Annotated in this window: 22 protein-coding genes; 8 read left to right on the top strand and 14 right to left on the bottom strand. The window is 65.2% G+C overall.

Annotated features, from left to right (window positions below):
* Positions 1 to 7: 7 nt before the first annotated feature.
* From zapE to ACQ4OD_RS02980, 5 genes are all read right to left on the bottom strand, one after another.
* Complete coding sequence (gene zapE / locus ACQ4OD_RS03000; protein WP_430943860.1) at positions 8 to 1,108, bottom strand: cell division protein ZapE; 1,101 nt, start codon at positions 1,106 to 1,108, stop codon at positions 8 to 10.
* Between the two features lie 65 nt (positions 1,109 to 1,173).
* The gene (locus tag ACQ4OD_RS02995) at positions 1,174 to 2,322 is read right to left on the bottom strand and encodes a PQQ-dependent sugar dehydrogenase (RefSeq protein WP_139669957.1); all 1,149 of its coding nucleotides are present in this window, start codon (positions 2,320 to 2,322) and stop codon (positions 1,174 to 1,176) included.
* 21 nt (positions 2,323 to 2,343) lie between these two features.
* The gene (locus ACQ4OD_RS02990; protein WP_139669955.1) at positions 2,344 to 2,664 is read right to left on the bottom strand and encodes a hypothetical protein; all 321 of its coding nucleotides are present in this window, start codon (positions 2,662 to 2,664) and stop codon (positions 2,344 to 2,346) included.
* Positions 2,665 to 2,895: 231 nt separating this feature from the next.
* Positions 2,896 to 3,861, bottom strand: a complete 966-nt coding sequence (gene speB, locus ACQ4OD_RS02985) for an agmatinase (RefSeq protein WP_139669953.1) — start codon at positions 3,859 to 3,861, stop codon at positions 2,896 to 2,898.
* Positions 3,862 to 3,884: 23 nt separating this feature from the next.
* The gene (locus tag ACQ4OD_RS02980) at positions 3,885 to 4,964 is read right to left on the bottom strand and encodes an extracellular solute-binding protein (RefSeq protein WP_102683281.1); all 1,080 of its coding nucleotides are present in this window, start codon (positions 4,962 to 4,964) and stop codon (positions 3,885 to 3,887) included.
* Positions 4,965 to 5,066: 102 nt separating this feature from the next.
* Between ACQ4OD_RS02980 and ACQ4OD_RS02975 the strand changes: the two genes are divergently transcribed.
* Together ACQ4OD_RS02975 and ACQ4OD_RS02970 are read left to right on the top strand one after the other, a co-directional pair.
* A complete protein-coding gene (locus ACQ4OD_RS02975; protein WP_110700892.1) occupies positions 5,067 to 5,963 on the top strand; it encodes a LysR family transcriptional regulator in 897 nt (298 codons plus the stop codon).
* An 87-nt stretch (positions 5,964 to 6,050) separates the two neighbouring features.
* Positions 6,051 to 6,521, top strand: coding sequence for an LEA type 2 family protein (locus ACQ4OD_RS02970; RefSeq protein ID WP_139669952.1), 471 nt, complete (start codon positions 6,051 to 6,053; stop codon positions 6,519 to 6,521).
* A 25-nt stretch (positions 6,522 to 6,546) separates the two neighbouring features.
* Here ACQ4OD_RS02970 and ACQ4OD_RS02965 read toward each other — a convergent pair whose 3' ends face one another.
* Positions 6,547 to 7,488 carry a carbon-nitrogen hydrolase family protein gene (locus tag ACQ4OD_RS02965; RefSeq protein WP_139669950.1) on the bottom strand — a complete coding sequence of 314 codons (942 nt, stop codon included), beginning with the start codon at positions 7,486 to 7,488 and terminating at the stop codon, positions 6,547 to 6,549.
* Between the two features lie 67 nt (positions 7,489 to 7,555).
* Positions 7,556 to 7,819: a hypothetical protein gene (locus ACQ4OD_RS02960; protein ID WP_023630897.1), complete on the bottom strand. Its 264-nt coding sequence runs from the start codon at positions 7,817 to 7,819 to the stop codon at positions 7,556 to 7,558.
* A 131-nt stretch (positions 7,820 to 7,950) separates the two neighbouring features.
* On the opposite strand from ACQ4OD_RS02960, the gene ACQ4OD_RS02955 reads away from it, so the two are divergent.
* Positions 7,951 to 8,271, top strand: coding sequence for a DUF883 family protein (locus tag ACQ4OD_RS02955; protein WP_031315252.1), 321 nt, complete (start codon positions 7,951 to 7,953; stop codon positions 8,269 to 8,271).
* 1 nt (position 8,272) lies between these two features.
* On the opposite strand, the gene ACQ4OD_RS02950 is transcribed toward ACQ4OD_RS02955, so the two are convergent.
* On the bottom strand, positions 8,273 to 8,890 hold the full coding sequence (locus tag ACQ4OD_RS02950) for a tRNA-(ms[2]io[6]A)-hydroxylase (protein WP_046854995.1): 618 nt from the start codon (positions 8,888 to 8,890) through the stop codon (positions 8,273 to 8,275).
* A 157-nt stretch (positions 8,891 to 9,047) separates the two neighbouring features.
* On the opposite strand from ACQ4OD_RS02950, the gene ACQ4OD_RS02945 reads away from it, so the two are divergent.
* Positions 9,048 to 9,911, top strand: coding sequence for a universal stress protein (locus ACQ4OD_RS02945; RefSeq protein ID WP_139669948.1), 864 nt, complete (start codon positions 9,048 to 9,050; stop codon positions 9,909 to 9,911).
* Between the two features lie 227 nt (positions 9,912 to 10,138).
* A complete protein-coding gene (locus ACQ4OD_RS02940; RefSeq protein WP_139669946.1) occupies positions 10,139 to 11,005 on the top strand; it encodes a LysR family transcriptional regulator in 867 nt (288 codons plus the stop codon).
* Here the strand turns inward: ACQ4OD_RS02940 and ACQ4OD_RS02935 are convergent.
* From ACQ4OD_RS02935 to ACQ4OD_RS02915, 5 genes are all read right to left on the bottom strand, one after another.
* A complete protein-coding gene (locus ACQ4OD_RS02935; protein WP_430943859.1) occupies positions 10,979 to 12,136 on the bottom strand; it encodes an HPP family protein in 1,158 nt (385 codons plus the stop codon). The genes ACQ4OD_RS02940 and ACQ4OD_RS02935 overlap by 27 nt on opposite strands.
* A gap of 240 nt (positions 12,137 to 12,376) precedes the next feature.
* On the bottom strand, positions 12,377 to 13,696 hold the full coding sequence (locus ACQ4OD_RS02930) for a sensor histidine kinase (protein ID WP_430943858.1): 1,320 nt from the start codon (positions 13,694 to 13,696) through the stop codon (positions 12,377 to 12,379).
* A complete protein-coding gene (locus ACQ4OD_RS02925; RefSeq protein ID WP_102683274.1) occupies positions 13,693 to 14,361 on the bottom strand; it encodes a response regulator transcription factor in 669 nt (222 codons plus the stop codon). The genes ACQ4OD_RS02930 and ACQ4OD_RS02925 overlap by 4 nt, the downstream gene beginning before the upstream one ends.
* A complete protein-coding gene (locus ACQ4OD_RS02920) occupies positions 14,362 to 14,676 on the bottom strand; it encodes a PepSY domain-containing protein (protein ID WP_023632694.1) in 315 nt (104 codons plus the stop codon).
* On the bottom strand, positions 14,676 to 14,984 hold the full coding sequence (locus tag ACQ4OD_RS02915; protein WP_139669941.1) for a PepSY domain-containing protein: 309 nt from the start codon (positions 14,982 to 14,984) through the stop codon (positions 14,676 to 14,678). Before ACQ4OD_RS02915 ends, ACQ4OD_RS02920 begins: the two co-directional genes overlap by 1 nt.
* A gap of 194 nt (positions 14,985 to 15,178) precedes the next feature.
* Between ACQ4OD_RS02915 and ACQ4OD_RS02910 the strand changes: the two genes are divergently transcribed.
* Complete coding sequence (locus ACQ4OD_RS02910) at positions 15,179 to 16,258, top strand: patatin-like phospholipase family protein (RefSeq protein ID WP_430943857.1); 1,080 nt, start codon at positions 15,179 to 15,181, stop codon at positions 16,256 to 16,258.
* 53 nt (positions 16,259 to 16,311) lie between these two features.
* Entirely contained in the window at positions 16,312 to 16,668 is a 357-nt protein-coding gene (queD, locus tag ACQ4OD_RS02905) for a 6-carboxytetrahydropterin synthase QueD (protein ID WP_023630589.1), read from the top strand.
* Positions 16,669 to 16,782: 114 nt separating this feature from the next.
* On the opposite strand, the gene ACQ4OD_RS02900 is transcribed toward queD, so the two are convergent.
* Positions 16,783 to 17,262 (bottom strand): DUF1289 domain-containing protein, encoded by a 480-nt coding sequence (locus ACQ4OD_RS02900; RefSeq protein WP_046854916.1) that lies wholly within the window; start codon positions 17,260 to 17,262, stop codon positions 16,783 to 16,785.
* A 407-nt stretch (positions 17,263 to 17,669) separates the two neighbouring features.
* Between ACQ4OD_RS02900 and acnB the strand changes: the two genes are divergently transcribed.
* A complete protein-coding gene (acnB, locus tag ACQ4OD_RS02895) occupies positions 17,670 to 20,279 on the top strand; it encodes a bifunctional aconitate hydratase 2/2-methylisocitrate dehydratase (protein WP_110700910.1) in 2,610 nt (869 codons plus the stop codon).
* Positions 20,280 to 20,306 lie beyond the last annotated feature (27 nt).

The raw sequence follows: 20,306 nt of genomic DNA, 5'->3' as shown, positions 1-20,306 counted from the left end.
GGCTCCTTCAGGCGAAGCGTTGCAGTTGCATCTCCCGTAGCCGGCTCAGGGTCCGTTGGTACGGGAACGCCAGATACCCTTGAGTGTAGAGCGCTTCCAGCGGGACCTCGGCCTCCAGGTACAACAACACCCGACGGTCGTAGCATTCGTCCACCAGGGCGATGAAGCGCCGAACGCTGTCATCCTTCGGCGCCAGTGTCGGCAACTGGCGGTCCCCGGCCTCGACGCGGGTGGCCCCATCCTCGGTACCGCGGGCAATTCGCCCGGCCTGCTGGACACCGCCCAGGGCCGGAATGCCGCTGACCAGGATCGCCGGAAAGCGGTCGCACAAGGCCATGAAGTCCATGGCTGCCAGGGGCTGCTCGCACAATGCGCTGAAGTGGCACCAGAGGGCCTGCGTGCTTCGGCGCAGCACGCCGATCCGTCGGGAGCCAAGCTGCAGCGGCTTGTCGTTGCCTGGGTCGTCCGGGCTCAACTGGCCGAACACCGCCTCGAGCGCGCTCGACCGCCCCGGCTGGCCGACCCAGTAGCGCTGCTGTTGCAGGCCGGGGTGCAAGCGGTGATCCTGCTCCCCCGCCACCGCCAGCACGCGCATGTGCCGCTCGATGGCGGCGATGGCCGACAGGAACCGCTCGCGGTTGAAGCCATCGCGGTACAACTGGCCGGGCGGCTGGTTGGAGGTGGCGACGATCACCACACCGTGATCGAACAACACCTGGAACAGACGGCCAAGGATAATCGCATCGCCGATATCGCTGACGAACAGTTCGTCGAAACACAACACCCGTATCTCCTCGGCCAACGCCCGGGCCAGGGCCGCGAGCGGGTCAGCGGTGCCATTGAGCTGGAACAGGCGCTGATGAACCCATGCCATGAAATGGTGGAAATGCTGGCGCCGGGCTGGCAATTGCAGGCTGCGATGGAACAGGTCCATCAACCAGGTCTTGCCACGGCCGACCGGGCCCCAGAGGTACAGGCCTTGCGTCGGCTGGCCCTGACGCAGGGCGTCGAAGCAGTCCTGCAACGCAGCCACAGCCGCTGCCTGGGAGGGATCGGCGACGTAGCCACGCTCGGCCAGCGCCTTGTGATAAAGGGATTCAGGGGTCATGCCGCGCATGGTACGCCATCGCGGGGCAAGCCCGCTGCCACAACCTTGCTCCAGGCGAGGGACGATCAGCCCCCTGTCAGCCCCACCCTCAGCAAGGCACCATCCTTGGCATCGGTCAGCACGTACAGATAGCCATCCGGCCCTACCCGAACATCGCGAATCCTCGCCTTCAGGTCACCCAACAGTCTTTCTTCATGCACGACCTTGTCGCCATCGAGCTTCAGCCGGATCAACTCCTGTGTCGCCAGCGCGCCGATGAACAGGCTGTGGTCCCAGGCCTTGAACGTGGGGCTGTCGTAGAACGCCATGCCGCTGATGCCCGGCGACTTTTCCCACACATGATGCGGGTCGGCCATGCCAGCGACATGCTTGCCCTTGGCTTCGGGAATCGGCAGCAACGAATAGTTGATGCCGTGGGTAGCGATCGGCCAGCCATAGTTCTTGCCCGCCTTGGGGATGTTGATCTCGTCGCCGCCACGCGGGCCATGCTCGTGGGTCCAGAGCTTGCCAGTCCAGGGATTCAGCGCCGCGCCCTGCTGGTTGCGGTGGCCGAACGACCAGATCTCCGGGCGTACGTTGTCGCGCCCGACGAAAGGGTTGTCCTTGGGCACCTCGCCGTCGGGCAGGATGCGCACGACCTTGCCCTGTAGCTTGTCCAGGTCCTGCGACGTGGCGCGCTGGTTGTTCTCGCCCAGGGCGATGAACAGGTAGCCGTCACGGTCGAACACCAGCCGCGAGCCGAAATGGTTGCCTTCGGACAGCTTGGGCTGCTGGCGGAAGATCACCGTGAAGTTCTCCAGGCGCGACCGGTCCTGGGTCAGCTGGCCACGGCCGACGGCGGTACCAGCCTTGCCATCGTTGCCCTCCTCGGCATAGGACAGGTAAACGGTTCGATCCTTGGCGAACTCAGGCGAGAGCACCACATCGAGCAGGCCACCCTGGCCCTCGGCCCAGACCTTGGGCACGCCGGACAGCGGCGGCCCGACCTTGCCTTCAGCGTTGACGATGCGCAGGTTGCCGGGGCGTTCGGTGACCAGCATGTCCTTGCCGCCGGGCAGGAATGCCAGCGCCCAGGGATTGCGCAAGCCGTCAGCGACAGTACTGACGGTCAGTCGGCCCTCCTCGCTGGGGTACTGCTGTTCTGCGGCGGCCTGCGCCAGCAGGGGGAACAGGCTGGCGGCGGCCAGGGTGGTCAACCAGATGCGTGGCGTCATGCTCGCTTCCTTCGCAAGGGCTCACGGCACGCGCGGTGAATCGCGTGGTGGGCGGGTGGGTTCCAGGTTCGGGGTCTGCTGTTCGCGGCGCAGGTTTTCGCCGTTGCCGATGCCGCGATTATCGAGTGTGGGAGGTCGCGGGTTGGGTTGCGTGGACGGGCCGCGCACAGGCGGCATTGCCGGCACGCTGCCCTGACGGCTGTTGGGATTGGCGCGCATGATCGGGCTGTTGTACGGGTTGTTGCTGTCGTTGGCGGCAATCAGCGGCGGCGCCAAGGGAGCGGCCTGGAGTGGCAAGGCCAGCAACAGGCCGAGGCCCAGGATTGGCAGTGTGGGATTCATGCTTCACCTCCGGTACGAAAAGGCGCGCTCGAAGGTTGGATAGCCTACGGCGCGCAGGGTTCGACGCAAAAGGATGAATTTGGGTCCTGATGTTTCAGTATGCGCCCCCTGGGGCTGCCATGCAGCCCAATCGCCGGCAAGCCAGCTCCCACACCGTGCGCACCAGCCTTGAGCCCTACGCCTTCCTGTGGTAGTTGGCGTGCCGGCAATTGCCGCAGCGCGGCCCTGGCGTTACCCGGCCCTATCAACCTTGTGCCGCGCCGCATACAGGCACAGCATCTCCATCGCCAGGGTCGCGCCTGCCAGCGCAGTGATATCGGCATGGTCATAGGCCGGCGCCACCTCCACCAGGTCCATGCCCACCAGGTTGATCCCACGCAACCCGCCGAGTATCTCCAGCGCCTGTACCGTGCTCAGGCCGCCACATACCGGCGTGCCGGTGCCGGGTGCGAAGGCCGGGTCCAGGCAGTCGATATCGAAGGTCAGGTACACGGGCCGGTCGCCTACCCGCTGGCGGATGGCAGCGATGATCGCCTCGGTGCCCTGGCGATGCACCTGGCGAGCGTCGAGAATGGCAAAGCCCTGGCTATCGTCGTTGGTGGTGCGCAGGCCGATCTGCACCGAGCGCGACGGGTCCACCAGCCCTTCCCGCGCCGCGTGCCAGAACATCGTGCCATGGTCGATGCGCTGGCCCTCCTCGTCCGGCCAGGTGTCGCTGTGCGCGTCGAAGTGCACCAGCGCCAGCGGGCCATGCCGACGGGCATGGGCCTTGAGCAGCGGATAGCTGATGAAATGGTCTCCGCCCAAGGTGAGCATGGCGCAGCCGGCCTCGAGAATGTGCTCGGCATGCGCCTCGATGCTCTGCGGCACCGAGCGCGGCGTACCGCTATCGAACGCACAGTCGCCGTAGTCGATCACCGCCAGGTGGTCGAACGGATCGAACGCCCAGGGCCAGTGCCTGGCCCAGGCCTGTTGCACCGAGGCGGCGCGGATCGCACGCGGACCGAAGCGCGCGCCGGGCCGATTGCTGGTCGCGGTGTCGAACGGCACGCCGCTGACCACCACGTCGACACCCCGCAAATCGCGGCTGTAGCGACGCCGGGAGAAGCTGGTGATGCCGGCGTAGGTGCTCTCGGCGGCAGTGCCGTAGAGGCTGTCACGGGTGATGGCCTGGTCGTTGTCCTGGGCGAGGTCCACGGTATATCTCCTGTCGTTGTCATTCACTGCCGGCTGCGGAAGGCGGTCCACAGGCGGTTGCGCTGGCGCAGGTCGGCCAGCGCCATGCTGCGGTCGGCGAACAGGCGCTGGCGCACCGCGGCCGGGGGATAGATGTCCGGGTCGTCGCGGATCGCCTCGTCCACCAGCGGCGTGGCGGCCTGGTTGGCGTTGGCGAAGAACAGCGTGTTGGTCAGCGCCGCCACTGAGTCGGGGCGCAGCATGAAGGTGATGAAGGCGCGTGCAGCCTCGGGATGCGGTGCGTCCTTGGGGATTACCAGGTTGTCCTGCCACACCAGTGTGCCCTCACGGGGGATGCGGTAGATCAGCTCGAATGGCTTGCCGGCGCGGCGCGCCTGGTCGGCGGCCATGGCGGCGTCGCCGTTGTAGGTGAGCGCCAGGCACACACTGCCATTGGCCAGGTCATTGATCTGGCGGCCGTTGGCCACGTAGCTGATCGACGGCTGCAGTTGCTGCAACAGCGCCTGGGCTGCGTCCAGGTCGGCCTTGTCCTGGCTGTAAGGGTCCTTGCCCAGGTAGTTGAGGGTCACGCCGATCACTTCCTGTGGCGAGTCCGGCATGGCGATGCCGCAGTCCTTCAGGCGGCTGGCGTACTCAGGCTTGAACAGCAGGTCGAGGCTGTCCAGGGGCACATCGCCCAGGCGCTGGCGCACGGCCTCGACATTCACCCCCAGCCCCAGCGTGCCCCAGGTGTAAGGCACGGCATGGCGGTTGCCGGGGTCGGCCTCGGCCAGCTTGGCCAGCAAGTCCGGGTCGAGGTTGGCATAGCCGGGCATCGCCTGCGCCTCCAGCGGCTGCAGGGCGCCGGCCTTGAGGGCTCGGGCCAACACCGTGGCCGACGGCACCACCACGTCGTAGCCGCTGCCACCGGTGAGCAGCTTGGTCTCCAGCACCTCGGTGGTGTCGAAGGTGTCGTAGCGGACCTTGTAGCCGGTCTCCTTCTCGAAACGCTCCAGGGTCTGCGGGGCGACATAGTCGGCCCAGCTGTACAGGTTGACGACCTTCTCTTCGGCCTGCAGCGGCAGGGCGATCAGCAATGAAAGCAGGCACAACGTCGAACGCATGGCGGACACCTCGGCATAGGGGTGGATGCCGCCAGCATGCCTGTCGGGTTACATTGCAAAAATGGCAACTTTGCGAAGCTGACATTCACCAGGAGCAATGTGATGCTCGGACAATTGCACGACCCGGACCTACACCTGCTGCGGCTGTTCGTCACTGTAGTCGAGGCCGGCGGTTTCAGCGCCGCCCAAGGTGTGCTGGGGCTCAGCCAGCCCAGCATCAGCCAGCAGATGGCGAAACTGGAGACCCGCCTGGGTTATCGCCTATGCAGCCGGGGCAAGGGCGGCTTCCGGCTGACCGAGAAAGGCGAGTTGCTGTTGCAGGCCACCCGCGGCCTGCTGCTGCAGATCGAGCAGTTCCGCCAGCAGGCCAACGGTGTTGCCGGGCGCTTGCTGGGCAGCGTGCGCATCGGCCTGGCCGAGAACCAGGACCGTGACGTCAGCCTGCGCCTGGCCCAGGCCATCGCGCGGTTTCGCCAGCGTGACGAGAGCGTGCGCCTGGAACTGACCAGCGCGCCACCGGCCGAACTCGAACGCTTGCTGCTGGAGCAACGCCTGGACTGCGCCATCAGCTACTTCTCCGGCAACCAGGCGGCGTTCGACTACCTGCCGCTGTTCGAGGAGCGCCAGAGGCTTTACTGCGGCAAGGGGCACGTCTTGTTCACCCAGGCCCAGGTAACCCGCGAGCAGTTGCTCGAGGCCGACCAAGTGAGCCACCCCTATCGTTTTCTCAAACAGGGCGAACTCTTCCAGAGCCGCCACAGCATGGCGGTGGCAGAGCAGATCGACAGCGCCTTGACGTTCATCCTTTCAGGACGACACATCGGCTTTCTACCGTGCCACTGCGCCGCGCCCTGGGAAGCCCAAGGCCTGTTGCGGGCGTTGGATACCGCGCTGGATTTCGTGGTGCCGTTCACCCTGGCCAGGCATCGCGGGCAAACACCCGGCGAGGCGCAGCAAGCCTTCATGGAAGACCTGCGCATGACATTCGGCTCGCGCTAGGCCCGGAACGTCGGCAGGCCCCGCTTTCATCACCACCGCGCATTTGCGACACTGCCGACTCGCCCGCGCCACGAGGCCTTGATCACCATGTATGCCCGCGTCTGCCTGATCCTGCTGCTGACCCTTGGCCTGAATGCCTGCGCCCTGTTCCAGGGTCGCGACCCGCTGAACATCAGCGTGATCGGCATCGATACCCTGCCCGGCCAGGACCTGGAGCTGCGCATGGCCGTGAAGATCCGCGTGCAGAACCCCAACGAAACCCCGGTGGATTTCAACGGCATCGCCCTCAACCTGGAGGTCAACGACCAGCCCCTGGCGGCCGGGGTGAGCGACCAGCGCGGGCATATCGGCCGCTACGACGAAGCGGTGCTGGTGGTGCCGGTGAGCGTCACCGCCTTCGCCTTCCTGCGCCAGGCCTACGGCCTGAGCCGGGTGGACTCGCTGCAGGGCCTGCCCTATGTATTGCGCGGCAAGCTGGCGGGAGGGCCGCTCGGTACCGTGCGCTTTACCGACAAAGGCAAGCTCGACCTGCCAACGGCCGCAGGCACTGCCTGGTAATCAGCTTTACCGGCAGGCTGGCAGATCACTCACCTGCGCCGGATGAACCGACGAAACGTACTCCGGGCCGCGGACGCTCGTCCACGCTGAGCTCGAACACATCCGGCCGCGCATAGTGGCCGACCACGTCGAAGTCGTAGCGCGCACGCACCAGTTCATCGGTATCGACCTCGGCGCAAAGCAGGCCACGCTCGCCCACCAGCGGCCCGGCCAGTACCTCCCCAAGTGGGCCGACGATCACGCTGCCGCCGTTGATCAATGGCCGTTCGGCCGGCCAGTTGGCCACCTCCAGGCCCAGTGCGGCGGGCGAATCCTGCACCTGGCAGGCGCTGATGACAAAGCAGCGCCCCTCGGCGGCGATATGGCGCATGCTCACCTGCCAAAGCTCGCGCTCGTCCACTGTCGGCGCGCACCACAGTTGCACACCCTTGGCGTACATCGCAGTGCGCAGCAGCGGCATGTAGTTCTCCCAGCACACTGCCGCGCCGATGCGCCCGGCACGGCTTTCGATTACCGGCAGTGTGGAGCCGTCGCCCTTGCCCCAGATCAGCCGCTCGGTACCGGTGGGCATCAGCTTGCGGTGCTTGGCCACCAGGCCGGTGTGCGGCTCGAAGAACAGCACCGTGCAATACAGGGTATTGCCGCTGCGCTCGATCACGCCGATCACCAGGCTCGCTCCGGTACGCGCCGACAAGCCGGCCAAGGTGTCGGTCTCGGGCCCCGGTACATCAATGGCATTGGCGAAATAGCGGGCGAAGGCTTCACGCCCCTCGGGCAGGCGATAGCCGAGCTGGGTGCCGAACCCTTCGCCTTTCGGATAGCCACCGAGCAAGGCCTCGGGCATCACCACCAGGCTGGCGCCGACATCATGGATGGCCTGCTCGTAGTCGAGGATCTGCGCCAGGGTGGCGGCCTTGCCGCCAGGCAGGGAACCGATCTGCAGGGCGGCGACGATGGACTTGGGCATCGAGGGAACTCCAGTCTGGAAGGTCTGTTGGATTCTCCAGCGCAGGCGTTCGGGGTGTTCGCCTGGCTCAGCGGTTGGCGCTGGCGGCGGCCATCATCTTGTTCACTTCGCTGCGCACCAGCTGGTTGAACTCCGGCGGCGACATGCCGTCGAGTTCGGCACGTACCCATTCCGCCCACTTGCCCTTGCGCCGCGGCTTCTCTGCGATCAGTCGCGCCGCCTCGCCCTTGGCCTTGCCCAGGTTGTTCTGCCAGTAGTCGAACAAGCGGGCCTTTTCTGCCTCGATCTGCGCCCGTTCCTGGAAGCTCATGTTGGCCAGATTGAAACTCATCGGGTATTACCTGCCGCTGGAAAATGGGCGCTATCTTACACTGCGTCGACGCGCCACCGGTACGCCACTGCAACTTTCCCGTCACCGTGGCATCCACTGTTCAACGCCCAACCCTTCACGAGGATGTGTACATGGCCAGGAAAACCGCTGCGCAAGGCAACAACGACCAGATCAAGGATCAGGTGTTCAGCGAACTGCAGGCATTGATCGAGGAATCCGAGAAGCTGCTCAGCGACAGCGCGTCGCTGGTCGGCGAGGAAGCCGAAGGCATGCGCGCGCAGTTGGGGCTCAAGTTGCGCCAGGCGCGCGATGCCACCAGCCGCCTGGGCCAGAAGGCGCAGCCGGTGGTCGAGGCGACACAGGAGTATATCGGAGGCCACCCCTGGCAGACCGTGGCGATTTCCGCAGGCTTCGGCCTGGTGGTCGGGTTGCTGCTCGGTCGCCGGCAATAACTCAGGCGGCTTGCGCCTGGGGAATGCCGCTGTGGAAGCGCAGTTCCTGGTCGGGCGAGGTGATCAGCCCGACCTCCGCTTCGCGCACCTGCTCCACAACCCTGGCAATGTCCGCTTCGTCGCCATACTGGTGAGCCAGCTTCAGATAACCTTGATAGTGTCGCGCCTCGCTTTTGAGCAGGCCGTGATAGAAGGTACCCAGCTCCTCGTCCAGGTGCGGCACCAGGGCGGCGAAGCGTTCGCAGCTGCGCGCCTCGATGAAAGCCCCCACTACCAGGGTGTCCACCAGCTTCACCGGCTCGTGCGCCCGCACCAGCCGCCGCAGCCCAGAGGCATAGCGCCCTGCCGACACCGGCCGTAGCGGCACGCCGCGGCGCTTCATCAGACGCAGCACTTGCTCGTGGTGCACCAGTTCCTCGCGGGCCAGGCGCGACATCATGTTGATCAGGTCGAGATGGGTGTTGTACTTGGCGATCAGGCTCAGCGCCGTGCTGGCGGCCTTGAACTCGCAATTCTTGTGATCGATCAGCAGGGTTTCCTGGTCGGCCAGTGCCGCCTCGATCCAGGCGTCAGGGGTGCGGCAACCCAGGAAGGCATCGATTTCAGGAATCAGGGACATGGTACTCACAATCACACGGGACATCGGCGGGACCGGCGATTATACCGGCGGCGGTGGCGAGCGCCAGTGACTATGCTTGATGCAGATCAACCGGCAACAGCCGCCGCGCCGTCTATAGTCAGGCATTGGTCGCCATCCGCGAAAGGAGTTCACGTCCATGCAAGCCGTGCGCAGCATCCTCGTCGTCCTCGACCCCGAGCACGCCCATAGCCGGGCCCTGACCCGGGCCAAACTGATTGCCGGGGTGACCGGTGCGCGCCTGCACCTGCTGATGTGCGACAAGAAGCAGGACCACAGCGCGCTGTTGAGCCTGCTAAGCAGCCAGTTGCATGATGATGGCTACGACAATGTCACCCATGAACAGAAGTGGAAGGACAACCTGCACCAGTCGATCATCCATGTGCAGCAAGCGGAAGGCTGTGAACTGGTGATCAAGGAGCACCGCCCGGAAAACCCCTTGCGCAAGGCATTGCTGACCCCCAGTGACTGGAAGCTGCTGCGCGCGTGCCCCTGCGCGGTGCTGATGGTCAAGAGCGAACGCCCCTGGACCGGCGGCGTGATCCTGGCGGCGGTGGATGTGGGCAACCAGGACGAGGCCCATCGTCTGTTGCACGCCAGCATCATCGATCACGGCTATGACATCGCCAGCCTGGCCAAAGGCCAACTGCACGTGATCAGCGCCCATCCATCGCCGATGCTGTCGGCTTCCGACCCGGTCTATCAGCTCACGGAGACCATCGAGAAACGCTATCGCGAGGCGTGCACGGCGTTCCAGGCGGAATTCGATATTACCGATGACAGGCTGCATATCGCCGAAGGACCGGCCGACGTACTGATTCCCTATACCGAGAAGAAACTTGACGCTGTGGTGACCATCCTCGGCACCGTGGCCCGCACCGGCATCTCCGGGGCGCTGATCGGCAACACGGCGGAAGTGGTCCTGGATGCGCTGGAAGGCGATGTGCTGGTACTCAAGAGCGAAGAGGCCACGGCACACCTGGCTGAGCTGGCACGTGGCTGAACCAGCGCCCCAAACAGGTGCAATAGATCTAGTGTGGTGTTTCACAAATAACGACCATAACTCGCGGCGCTTTTTGCGCTCATGCAGCGTTGTCGCTCCTCGCCGTAGCTGGGCTACGACTCGTCGCGACGCCTTGCCTGAGCGCAAAAGTCGCTCGCGATTTATTGGTCGTATTTGCAAAACACCACACTAGAATAGGCCGCCTCTCCAGCCACAGAAGCAGCACCATGGACATCGATCAGGCCCGCACCTTCCTGGAAATCGTCCGCTGCGGCAGCCTGGTCGCCGCGGCTGAACGGCTGTTCGTCTCGCAGACGGCAATCAGCGCCCGTGTGCAGCGCCTGGAGCAGCAACTGGGCTGCCAGCTGTTGGTACGCAGCCGCAACGGCGCCAGCCTGACCGCTGACGGCGAGGCCTTCGTCAGCTATGCCAACCAGCTGGTGCAGACCTGGGAGGCGGCGCGCCGTGACCTGCCGCTGCCCCAGGGCTGCCAGCTGGTGCTGCATGTGGGCGCCGAAGTGAGCCTGGGCAATCCGATGCTGCTCGACTGGGTCAGCGCCTTGCACAAGGGCCTGCCCAGCCATGCCATCCGCAGCGAGGTCAGCGATGGCGAAGCACTGCTGCGCAAGGTGGAGATGGGCTTGCTCGACGCCGCGCTGGTCTACCAGCCGACCTATGGTCCTGGCCTGCAAGTCGAGCAATTGATGGAAGAGAAGCTGATCCGTGTGCGCCGGGTCGATGCGCCCGATCCGTACATCTACATCGACTGGGGCGAAGCTTTCCGCCGCCAGCACGACGCCGCCCTGCCCGAGCTGTCGCGCCCGGCCCTGAGCTTCAACCTCGGGCCCCTGGCCCTGCAGTTCATTCTCGAGCACGGCGGCAGCGGCTATTTCCGCACCCGGGTGGTCCAGGCCTACCTGCAAAGCGGGGTGTTCGAGCGCGTGCCCCAGGCGCCGGAGTTCACCTACCCGACCTTCCTGGTGCATGCCCGCGAGCGCGACAGCGAGGCGTTGCAGCAGGCCTTCAGCGTGTTGCGCCGGCTGGTGGCCGCTGGCGAAAGCGACTGGTCACAGCGCTGGGACCCGGTGATCTGAGCCCTGCGCCGCGGCAGTGAGCAGGTGCCGCTTGAGGCCGGCGATCAGGTCGGTCTGGGTGATCACCCCCACCAGCTTTTCATCGTCGAGCACCGGCAGGCAGTGCAGCCCCTGCTCACTGAGCAACGGCAACAGGCGCTCCAGCGGATGCTGGCTGCCGACGCTGACCACCCGACGGCTCATCACCTGTTCCAAGCGCACCACCTTGCGCCGGAACAGGCCACGCCAGCTGAAACGCCCACGCGCCATGGCCGGGCCGACCAGGTCGCTGAGGCTGACGACCCCCACCAAGCGCCCCTCTTCCAGTACCGGCAGGGTCTTGAGGTGATGGCCGGACAGCAGCTTCCAGGCCTGTTCGAGGGTGGTGCGCGGCGTTGCCCACTGCACGTCGCGGGACATCACCGAGCTGGCGGTGATGCCGCCCAGGCTACGGTGCAGGGCGTGTTGCTCGGTGGCCAGGATGATCCGCTCCAGCTCGTCACGGGTGACATCGACGAACTCGCCGATCTCCTCCAGGGCCTGGTCCAGGTCTGTGGCGCAGATGCCGACCCGCTCGCCCGGCAGCGCGTCGTGGGTGTGGTGCAGGTCGCGGCGCGGGGTCGCGCCCTTGGGGTAGCGCACGCCGGTCAGGCGGTTGTAGAGCACGGCCACGCCGACCAGGATCAGCGCATTGAGCAATACCGGCTCGAGCAGGTGGTCACCCATGGCCACCAACCCTGGGTCGGCCAGCACGGCGCTGGCCGCCACGCCGCCACCGGGCGGGTGCAGGCAGCGCAGCAGGCACATCGCCAGGATGGCGATGCCCAACGCCGCGGCCGCGACCCACAACCCATCGCCGAATGCGTGACGCATGGCCAGGCCCACGGCAGCCGCCAACGCATAACTGCCCAGTACGGGCCAGGGCTGGGCCAACGGGCCCGAGTGCACGGCGAACACCAGCACCGCCGAGGCTGCCAGCGGCCCCAGCAAATGCAGGGCGATCGATGGCCCATAGGCCAGGCTGCACAGGTAACCCGCAAGAAACAGTCCAAGCAGCGCGCCTAGGCCTGCTCGCAACCATTCTCGGGGAGGGATGTTCAGGGGCGCCGGCAGCAGGCGCTGCAGGCGGGATTCGGGACGCGAGACAGACATCGAGGTGATTTTGATCGTGTTCTTCTGATTGTAAAAAGAAAGCCCAGCGCGACCGGCCTGGGCCCTGTGTTGCGCAATGCAGTGGCGCAAGGGGCTCCGTCCTTGGAGAGATGGAAACCGCAAGGTTTCGTGGCCGGCATTGTGCCGGGCGCGGGTGGCGCTGGGCCAATTCAAAAAACTGCGGCTGTACTGCAATTTTTTTGCAGGCTTGATCCGGTTCCTCGGCAGGAACGGATTGATTCAGCGGACCTTGCGGGGCAGCTCGATACTCACTCGCAACCCGCCCAGTGGGCTTTCCAGCAGCGCAACGCGCCCACCCCAGGCCTCGACGATGTCGCGCACGATGCCCAGCCCCAGGCCATGGCCATCGACCTGCTCGTCCAGCCGCGAGCCGCGCTCGAGCACTTGCAGGCGTTGCGCCTCAGGGATGCCCGGGCCATCGTCATCGACCATCAACTGGTAGCCCTCGGTGGTGGGCGCGATGCCCAGGCGCACCTCGCTGTCGGCCCATTTGCAGGCGTTGTCCAGCAGGTTGCCGAGCAGCTCCAGTAAATCCTCGCGGTCCCAGGGCAGCAACAGGCCGGGCGGCGCGTCGCGTTCGAGCAGCAAGCCTTCACCATGGATCATCCCCAGCGTCGCCAGCAGCCCGGGCAGTTCAGCGTCACAATCGAACTGCGCGCCAGGCAAGGCATCGCCGGCCAGGCGCGCGCGGTTGAGTTCGCGGGCGAGGCGTTGCTGGATCTGCTCCAGTTGCTCGCGCATCTGCGCGCGCACCTCGGGCAGCGCCTGCAGGCGTTCGCTGGCAGCCAGGCTGATCAGCACCGCCAGCGGCGTTTTCAAGGCATGACCGAGGTTGCCCAAGGCATTGCGCGAACGACGCAGGCTGTCTTCGGTATGAGTCAGCAGGTGGTTGATCTGGTCCACCAGCGGTTGCAGTTCGCTGGGCACTTCGGCGTCCAGTTGCGAGCGCTGGCCCTGCTGCAACTGGGCGATCTGCTGGCGCGCCCGCTCCAGCGGGCGCAACGAGCGGGTCACGGTGAGGCGTTGCAGCACCAGTACCAATATCAACGCTACCAGCCCCAGGCCCAGGCCGATCTGTTGCATGCGTCGAAAGCCCTCACGCACCGGTGAGTAGTCCTGGGCCACGCTGATTGAGATGTCCTGGCCGAGCCGCCGGTAGTCCCCGCGATAGGCCAGCAGTTGCTGGCCGTCGGGACCGAGTTCGTGGCCATCGTCCAGGCCGGGCTTGCCAGGCTTGGGCATGTCCATGTCCCATAACGATCGGGAGCGCCAGGTACCCTGGTCGAAATCAATACGGAAGTAGTAGCCCGAGAACGGCTGCTGGTAGGCTGCCGACAGCCGTCGCTCGTCCAACTGCAGGCCGGACGGACCACGCACCAGCGCCACCAGCAGGTTTTCGCTTTCCTTGCGCAGGCCAGCTTCCAGGTAACGCTGCAGGCCCGCCTCGAACAGCCACAGGGTCAACTGCGCCAGGGCCAGCCCAACCACTACCAGTACCGCCACCAGGCCCAGGCTCAGGCGCGCCTGGATCGACTTCACGCGGCGCTCCCGGCATACACGTAGCCCTGGCCGCGGCGGGTCTCGATCACGCTGCGCCCCAGTTTGCGCCGCAGGTGGTTGACGTGCACTTCCAGCACATTGGAATCACGCTCGGTTTCCCCGTCGTAAAGGTGCTCGGCCAGGTGGCTCTTGGACAGCACCTGCCCCGGATGCAGCATGAAATAGCGCAACAGGCGGAACTCGGCGGCGGTGAGCTGGACATCGACACCCTCACGGCTCACGCACTGGCGCGACTCGTCCAGATGCAGGCCGGCCGCTTCCAGTTTCGGCTGGTTGGCCAGCCCCTTGGCCCGGCGCAACAGGGCCTGGATGCGCAGTTGCAGCTCCTCGGGGTGGAAAGGCTTGCTCAGGTAGTCGTCGGCCCCGGCCTTGAGTCCCTCGATACGCTCGGCCCAGGAGCCACGGGCGGTGAGGATCAGCACCGGGGTGGCCAGACCGCTCGCGCGCCATTGCCCCAGTACTTCGAGCCCCGGCAGCCCAGGCAGGCCCAGATCGAGGATGATCAGGTCGTAGGGTTCGCTCTGGCCCTGGTACACCGCATCGCGGCCATCGGCCAGCCAGTCCACGGCATAACCCTGGCGCTGCAGGGTGGCGGTCAGTTCATCGGCCAGGGGGACATTGTCCTCGACAAGCAGCAGGCGCATTCAGTCGTCTTCCTCGTCTTTGAGCAGCGCGCCGGTGCGGGCGTCGAGCTTGATCTCGCGCACCACGCCTGCCGGGGTCAGCAGTTCGACCTCGTACTCGTAGCGCTCGTGCTTCTCTTCCAGTTCCGCCTCCAGCAGCCGTGCCCCGGGGTAACGCCCCAGGGCGGCTTCGAGCAATTGCTCCAGTGGCAGGATGATGCCCTTTTGCCGAAGCTCCAGGGCTTCATCCTGGTCCAGGTCGCGCGCGGCGGCCAGCGAACAGACGGTCAACAGGGCCAAGGCCAGGTAGCGTGCCGTTCGCGGTAGTGCAGGCATCAGTTGTCTCGCTCGTCCTTCAGGACTTCACCGGTCTTGGCGTCCAGGGCCACGTCCCATTCGACGTTCTGGGCATCACGCAGGTCGACCTTGTAGATGTAGCGGCCGTACTCATCCTCGAGCTCCGAGTCGGTCACGGTGGCGCCGGGGTGCTTGGCCACGGCGGCGGCCTTCAGATCGTCCAGCGACTTGATGGTCTTGGCGTTCACCAGCTTGACCACTTCATCGGGCTGCACATCCTTGGCGAAGGCGGCATTGGCACCGAAAGCGAGGGCGGCGGCGGTGAACAGGGCAGTCAAAGTTTTCATGAGGTTCTCTCCTGCGAGATGTGCAATTTGTCTACGGGGTTAAGATTAACCACCGGTCCTTAACTCAACCTGAAAACAGCTGGCCGCATGATAGCGCAGCTTGCGGCCTTGTCGCGGCCACGTGGGGCGGTGATGGCATCGCCGCCTCGCGATAAAGCCCTATACTGCCCGCCTGCCCTGCCCGAGACCCCGCCATGAGCGCCATCCACATCAAGTACCCCGCCCTGACCTTCAAGGCCGGCCAGCGCGCCTTGCGGCAAATTCGCGAGCGCGGCCTGCTGGCCGCCGATGTCGGCGTGCTGCCGGGCGCCGCCGGTGGCCCCAAGCCCTTGGGAATCCAGGGCCTGGACCTGGCGCTGTTCGGTGAATGGCTGCCGACGGCACCACGGCAACGGGCATTGATCGGCGCCTCGATCGGCTCCTGGCGTTTCGCCAGTGCCTGCCTCGACGACCCGGTGGCCGGCATCCGACGCCTGGGCGAGCTGTATACCGAGCAGGATTTCGCCAAGGGCGTGACCCCCAGGGAAATCAGCCAGAGCTGCCAACGCATGCTCGACGACCTGCTGCAGGGCCGCGATGGGCAGATCCTCGCCAACCCGCACTATCGCCTGAACATCCTGGTGGTGAAGAGCCACGGCCAACTCGCCCACGACCAGCGCGCACGCCTGGGGGTGGGGCTGGGCTCGGTGATCGCCAGCAACCTGCTGGGCCGCTCGCGCCTGGCGCGGCACTTCGAGCGGGTGATCCTGCACGATGAACGTGCCGCGCCGCCGCTGGAGGCGCTCACCGACTTCCCCTCGCGCAGCCTGCCGCTGGACCTGGCCAACCTGCGCCACGCCCTGCTCGCCTCGGGCTCGATCCCGATGGTCATGGAGGGTGTGCGCGACATCCCCGGCGCGGGTGCCGGCACCTACCGCGACGGCGGCTTGCTCGACTACCACCTGGACCTGCCCTACCGGGGCGACGACCTGGTGCTCTACCCGCACTTCACCGACAAGGTGGTGCCCGGCTGGTTCGACAAGGCCCTGCCCTGGCGCAAGGGCAATGCCACACGCCTGCAGAATGTGTTGCTGATGACCCCGTCGCCGCAGTACCTCGCCGCCCTGCCCTACGGCAAGCTGCCGGATCGCAACGACTTCAAGCGTTTCATGGGCGATGCGCCGAGCCGCAAGCGCTACTGGTACAAGGCCATCGCCGAAAGCCGGCGCCTGGGCGACGAACTGCTGGAGCTGATCGCCACCGGGCGGTTGCAGGATCAGTTGCAAGCCTTGTAGCGGGCATGCTGGTAGACTGCGCGCATCGTTGATTCACACAGAGTTATGCCAGCGTGGAAATCTTTAAGGAATTTACCTTCGAATCGGCTCACCGCCTGCCCAACGTCCCGGCCGGGCACAAGTGCGGCCGCCTGCATGGCCATTCGTTCAAGGTCGCCCTGCACCTGACCGGCCCGCTCGATCCGCACACCGGCTGGATCCGCGACTTCTCCGAGATCAAGGCGATCTTCAAGCCGATCTACGAGCAACTGGACCATAACTACCTGAACGATATTCCCGGGCTGGAAAACCCCACCAGCGAAGTGATCGCCAAGTGGATCTGGGATCAGGTCAAGCCGCTGCTGCCGGAACTGTCGAAGGTGCGCATCCACGAGACCTGCACCAGCGGCTGCGAGTACACCGGCGACTGATCGAGCATCTGCATGGGCCCTATCGCTGGCAAGCCAGCTCCCACAGGTCTTGCGCACGTTCTTAAGACAGCGCGGAACCTGTGGGAGCTGGCTTGCCAGCGATGAGGGCAACGCTTATTTCTGATCTGCCGCCAAAGCATCACGCAAGAAGCTCGGGGCGATATAGCGCTGGTAATGCGCCTCGGAAAGCAAAAAGAATTCCCGGTCGATGGCGTCGCGCAGCTGTGGCAGCTCCCAGTCGCGGAACTCCGGCAGCAAGGCCATCCCGTAGGCCTCCAGGTCGCGAATCATCCGCGCCCCGCGGGCGATCAGCTGGTAGGCCCAGCAATATTCCGACTGCTGTGCCACATAGCGGATCGAACGCTGTTCGAGCTGCTCGCGCAAGCGCGCTTTGTCGAACACTTCCAGCTTGGCCATCATCACCTGCACCAGCAGTTGCTCCAGGCGCAGCCACACGGCGCGCTTCTGCTCGTCGTCGTAGCCGTTCCAGTGGATCACTTCGTGGTGGAAGCGCTTGCAGCCGCGGCACACCAGGTCTCCATACACGGTGGAGCAGAGGCCGACGCAAGGCGTCTTGATGGATTGGTTGGACATGTAAAAACAACGGCTTGGCGGTGGAACACGCCCCCATGTTAGCCCTTTGTCTAACCAGGGTCACCCGTTAAAGTCTTCTTCGCCGCCTTACTTTCGGCTAATTTTTGCCGTAGAATCACTCCGCCTTTTCAAGGCAACCATGTCCGTTGGAAGCTGTTTTCAAAGCGTCACGAGCACAGTTCATCCGGTAGAACGGCGTTGGCCCTGTCCATGCTAGCGCATGGCCACGGCCAACCCCTCATCAGCCTTCCGTTCTACAGGCGTAAAACTTTGAAAACAGCTTCTGTAAGGATTCTCTGCGACCCTGGCTTGCCGGCTCAAAAAGCCGTCTTCAGCGCATGGGTGCAGGAGAATGCTGGATGAGCGTCCCGGACTCCCTTTAGGGACCACTGATGAGGGTAATAACTGTGCTTGAAGCCTACCGCAAACATATCGAAGAGCGTGCCGCTCTGGGTATCGTGCCCCAGCCGCTGAACGCCGAACAAACTGCAGGCCTGGTCGAGCTGCTGAAAAACCCGCCGGCCGGCGAAGAAGCCTTCCTCGTAGACCTGATCACCAACCGCGTTCCGCCAGGAGTCGACGAAGCCGCCTACGTCAAGGCCGCTTTCCTCTCCGCTGTCGCCAAGGGTGAAGCCAAGTCGCCACTGATCGACCGCAAGCACGCCACCGAGCTGCTGGGTACCATGCAGGGCGGCTACAACATCGAAACGCTGGTCGCGCTGCTGGACGACGCCGAACTGGGCGCCGTCGCGGCCGAACAGCTCAAGCACACCCTGCTGATGTTCGATGCCTTCCACGACGTGGCCGAAAAAGCCAAGGCGGGCAATGCCCACGCCAAGGCCGTGCTGGAATCCTGGGCTGCCGGCGAGTGGTTCACCTCGCGCCCGGCGATCGCCGACAAGTACACCCTGACCGTGTTCAAGGTGCCTGGCGAAACCAACACCGACGACCTGTCCCCTGCCCCGGACGCCTGGTCGCGCCCAGACATCCCGCTGCATGCCCTGGCCATGCTGAAGATGGCCCGCGACGGCATCGAGCCTTCGCAGCCTGGTTCGGTCGGCCCGCTGGCGCAGATCGAAGCGGTCAAGGCCAAGGGCTTCCCGGTCGCCTACGTCGGTGACGTGGTCGGTACTGGTTCCTCGCGTAAATCGGCCACCAACTCGGTGCTGTGGTTCTTCGGCGACGACATCCCGTACGTGCCGAACAAGCGCGCCGGTGGCTTCTGCTTCGGCACCAAGATCGCTCCGATCTTCTACAACACCATGGAAGACGCCGGCGCCCTGCCGATCGAATTCGACTGCACCAACCTGGGCATGGGCGACGTCATCGACGTTTACCCTTACAAAGGTGAAGTACGCCGTCACGGCAGCGACGAACTGGTCACCAACTTCGAGCTGAAAACCGAAGTGCTGCTGGACGAAGTCCGCGCTGGCGGTCGTATCCCGCTGATCGTCGGCCGTGGCCTGACCGAGAAAGCGCGTGCCGAGCTGGGCCTGGCCCCTTCCGACCTGTTCAAGAAGCCTGAGCAACCTGCTGCTTCGACCAAAGGCTTCACCCTGGCGCAGAAGATGGTCGGCCGCGCCTGCGGTCTGCCGGAAGGCCAGGGCGTGCGCCCAGGTGCCTACTGCGAGCCGAAGATGACCACCGTCGGCTCCCAGGACACCACTGGCCCGATGACTCGCGACGAGCTGAAAGACCTGGCGTGCCTGGGCTTCTCCGCCGACCTGGTGATGCAGTCGTTCTGCCACACCGCGGCCTATCCGAAGCCGATCGACGTCACCACCCACCACACCCTGCCAGACTTCATCCGCACCCGTGGCGGCGTGTCGCTGCGCCCGGGCGACGGCATCATCCACAGCTGGCTGAACCGCATGCTGATGCCTGACACCGTCGGCACCGGTGGCGACTCGCACACCCGCTTCCCGATCGGTATCTCGTTCCCGGCAGGCTCGGGCCTGGTGGCCTTCGCCGCCGCCACCGGCGTCATGCCGCTGGACATGCCGGAGTCGATCCTGGTGCGCTTCAAGGGCAAGCTGCAGCCTGGCATCACCCTGCGTGACCTGGTCCATGCCATCCCTTACTACGCCATCCAGAAAGGCCTGCTGACCGTCGAGAAGAAAGGCAAGAAGAACGCCTTCTCCGGCCGCATCCTGGAGATCGAAGGCCTCAACGACCTGACCGTCGAGCAAGCCTTCGAGCTGTCCGACGCCTCGGCCGAACGCTCCGCCGCCGGTTGCACCATCAAGCTGCCGGAGAAGGCCATCGCCGAGTACCTGCAGTCCAACATCACCCTGCTGCGCTGGATGATCGGCGAAGGCTACGGCGATGCCCGTACCCTGGAGCGCCGCGCCCAGGCCATGGAAGCCTGGCTGGCCAAGCCTGAGCTGCTGTCGGCCGACGCCGATGCCGAATACGCCGAAATCATCGAAATCGACCTGGCCGACGTCAAGGAGCCTGTGCTCTGCGCGCCGAACGACCCGGACGACGCCCGCCTGCTGTCCTCGGTACAGGGCGAGAAGATCGACGAAGTGTTCATCGGTTCGTGCATGACCAACATTGGTCACTTCCGCGCCGCCGGCAAGCTGCTGGACAAGGTCAAGGGCGGTATCCCGACCCGTCTGTGGCTGGCCCCGCCAACGAAGATGGACGCCCACCAGCTGACCGAAGAAGGCTACTACGGCATCTACGGCAAGGCCGGCGCGCGCATGGAAATGCCAGGCTGCTCGCTGTGCATGGGTAACCAGGCACGTGTACAGACCGGTTCGACCGTGGTCTCCACCTCGACCCGTAACTTCCCGAACCGTCTGGGCGACGCCACCAACGTGTACCTGGCCTCGGCCGAGCTGGCTGCTGTCGCTTCGATCATCGGCAAGCTGCCGACCGTTGAAGAGTACATGCAGTACGCCAAGGACATCGACAGCATGGCTGCCGACGTCTACCGCTACCTGAGCTTCGACCAGATCGCCGAGTTCCGCGAAGCCGCGGCCAACGCCAAGATCCCGGTGGTTCAGGCGTAAGCAGCTGCAAGTGGTAAGTTACAAGCG

This window comes from Pseudomonas sp. WC1, from assembly GCF_050586565.1.
Classification (GTDB): Bacteria; Pseudomonadota; Gammaproteobacteria; order Pseudomonadales; family Pseudomonadaceae; genus Aquipseudomonas.
Note: the sequence above shows the minus strand (reverse complement) of the source record. Positions and strands in the feature narration are given on the sequence as shown.

Excerpts from the sequence above, each read along its gene's own strand:
- zapE (WP_430943860.1), bottom strand. The coding sequence starts at position 1,108 with ATGACCCCTGAATCCCTTTATCACAAGGCGCTGGCCGAGCGTGGCTAC.
- ACQ4OD_RS02995 (WP_139669957.1), bottom strand. The coding sequence starts at position 2,322 with ATGACGCCACGCATCTGGTTGACCACCCTGGCCGCCGCCAGCCTGTTC.
- ACQ4OD_RS02990 (WP_139669955.1), bottom strand. The coding sequence starts at position 2,664 with ATGAATCCCACACTGCCAATCCTGGGCCTCGGCCTGTTGCTGGCCTTG.
- ACQ4OD_RS02980 (WP_102683281.1), bottom strand. The coding sequence starts at position 4,964 with ATGCGTTCGACGTTGTGCCTGCTTTCATTGCTGATCGCCCTGCCGCTG.
- ACQ4OD_RS02975 (WP_110700892.1), top strand. The coding sequence starts at position 5,067 with ATGCTCGGACAATTGCACGACCCGGACCTACACCTGCTGCGGCTGTTC.
- ACQ4OD_RS02970 (WP_139669952.1), top strand. The coding sequence starts at position 6,051 with ATGTATGCCCGCGTCTGCCTGATCCTGCTGCTGACCCTTGGCCTGAAT.
- ACQ4OD_RS02965 (WP_139669950.1), bottom strand. The coding sequence starts at position 7,488 with ATGCCCAAGTCCATCGTCGCCGCCCTGCAGATCGGTTCCCTGCCTGGC.
- ACQ4OD_RS02960 (WP_023630897.1), bottom strand. The coding sequence starts at position 7,819 with ATGAGTTTCAATCTGGCCAACATGAGCTTCCAGGAACGGGCGCAGATC.
- ACQ4OD_RS02955 (WP_031315252.1), top strand. The coding sequence starts at position 7,951 with ATGGCCAGGAAAACCGCTGCGCAAGGCAACAACGACCAGATCAAGGAT.
- ACQ4OD_RS02950 (WP_046854995.1), bottom strand. The coding sequence starts at position 8,890 with ATGTCCCTGATTCCTGAAATCGATGCCTTCCTGGGTTGCCGCACCCCT.
- ACQ4OD_RS02945 (WP_139669948.1), top strand. The coding sequence starts at position 9,048 with ATGCAAGCCGTGCGCAGCATCCTCGTCGTCCTCGACCCCGAGCACGCC.
- ACQ4OD_RS02940 (WP_139669946.1), top strand. The coding sequence starts at position 10,139 with ATGGACATCGATCAGGCCCGCACCTTCCTGGAAATCGTCCGCTGCGGC.
- ACQ4OD_RS02935 (WP_430943859.1), bottom strand. The coding sequence starts at position 12,136 with ATGTCTGTCTCGCGTCCCGAATCCCGCCTGCAGCGCCTGCTGCCGGCG.
- ACQ4OD_RS02925 (WP_102683274.1), bottom strand. The coding sequence starts at position 14,361 with ATGCGCCTGCTGCTTGTCGAGGACAATGTCCCCCTGGCCGATGAACTG.
- ACQ4OD_RS02920 (WP_023632694.1), bottom strand. The coding sequence starts at position 14,676 with ATGCCTGCACTACCGCGAACGGCACGCTACCTGGCCTTGGCCCTGTTG.
- ACQ4OD_RS02915 (WP_139669941.1), bottom strand. The coding sequence starts at position 14,984 with ATGAAAACTTTGACTGCCCTGTTCACCGCCGCCGCCCTCGCTTTCGGT.
- ACQ4OD_RS02910 (WP_430943857.1), top strand. The coding sequence starts at position 15,179 with ATGAGCGCCATCCACATCAAGTACCCCGCCCTGACCTTCAAGGCCGGC.
- ACQ4OD_RS02900 (WP_046854916.1), bottom strand. The coding sequence starts at position 17,262 with ATGTCCAACCAATCCATCAAGACGCCTTGCGTCGGCCTCTGCTCCACC.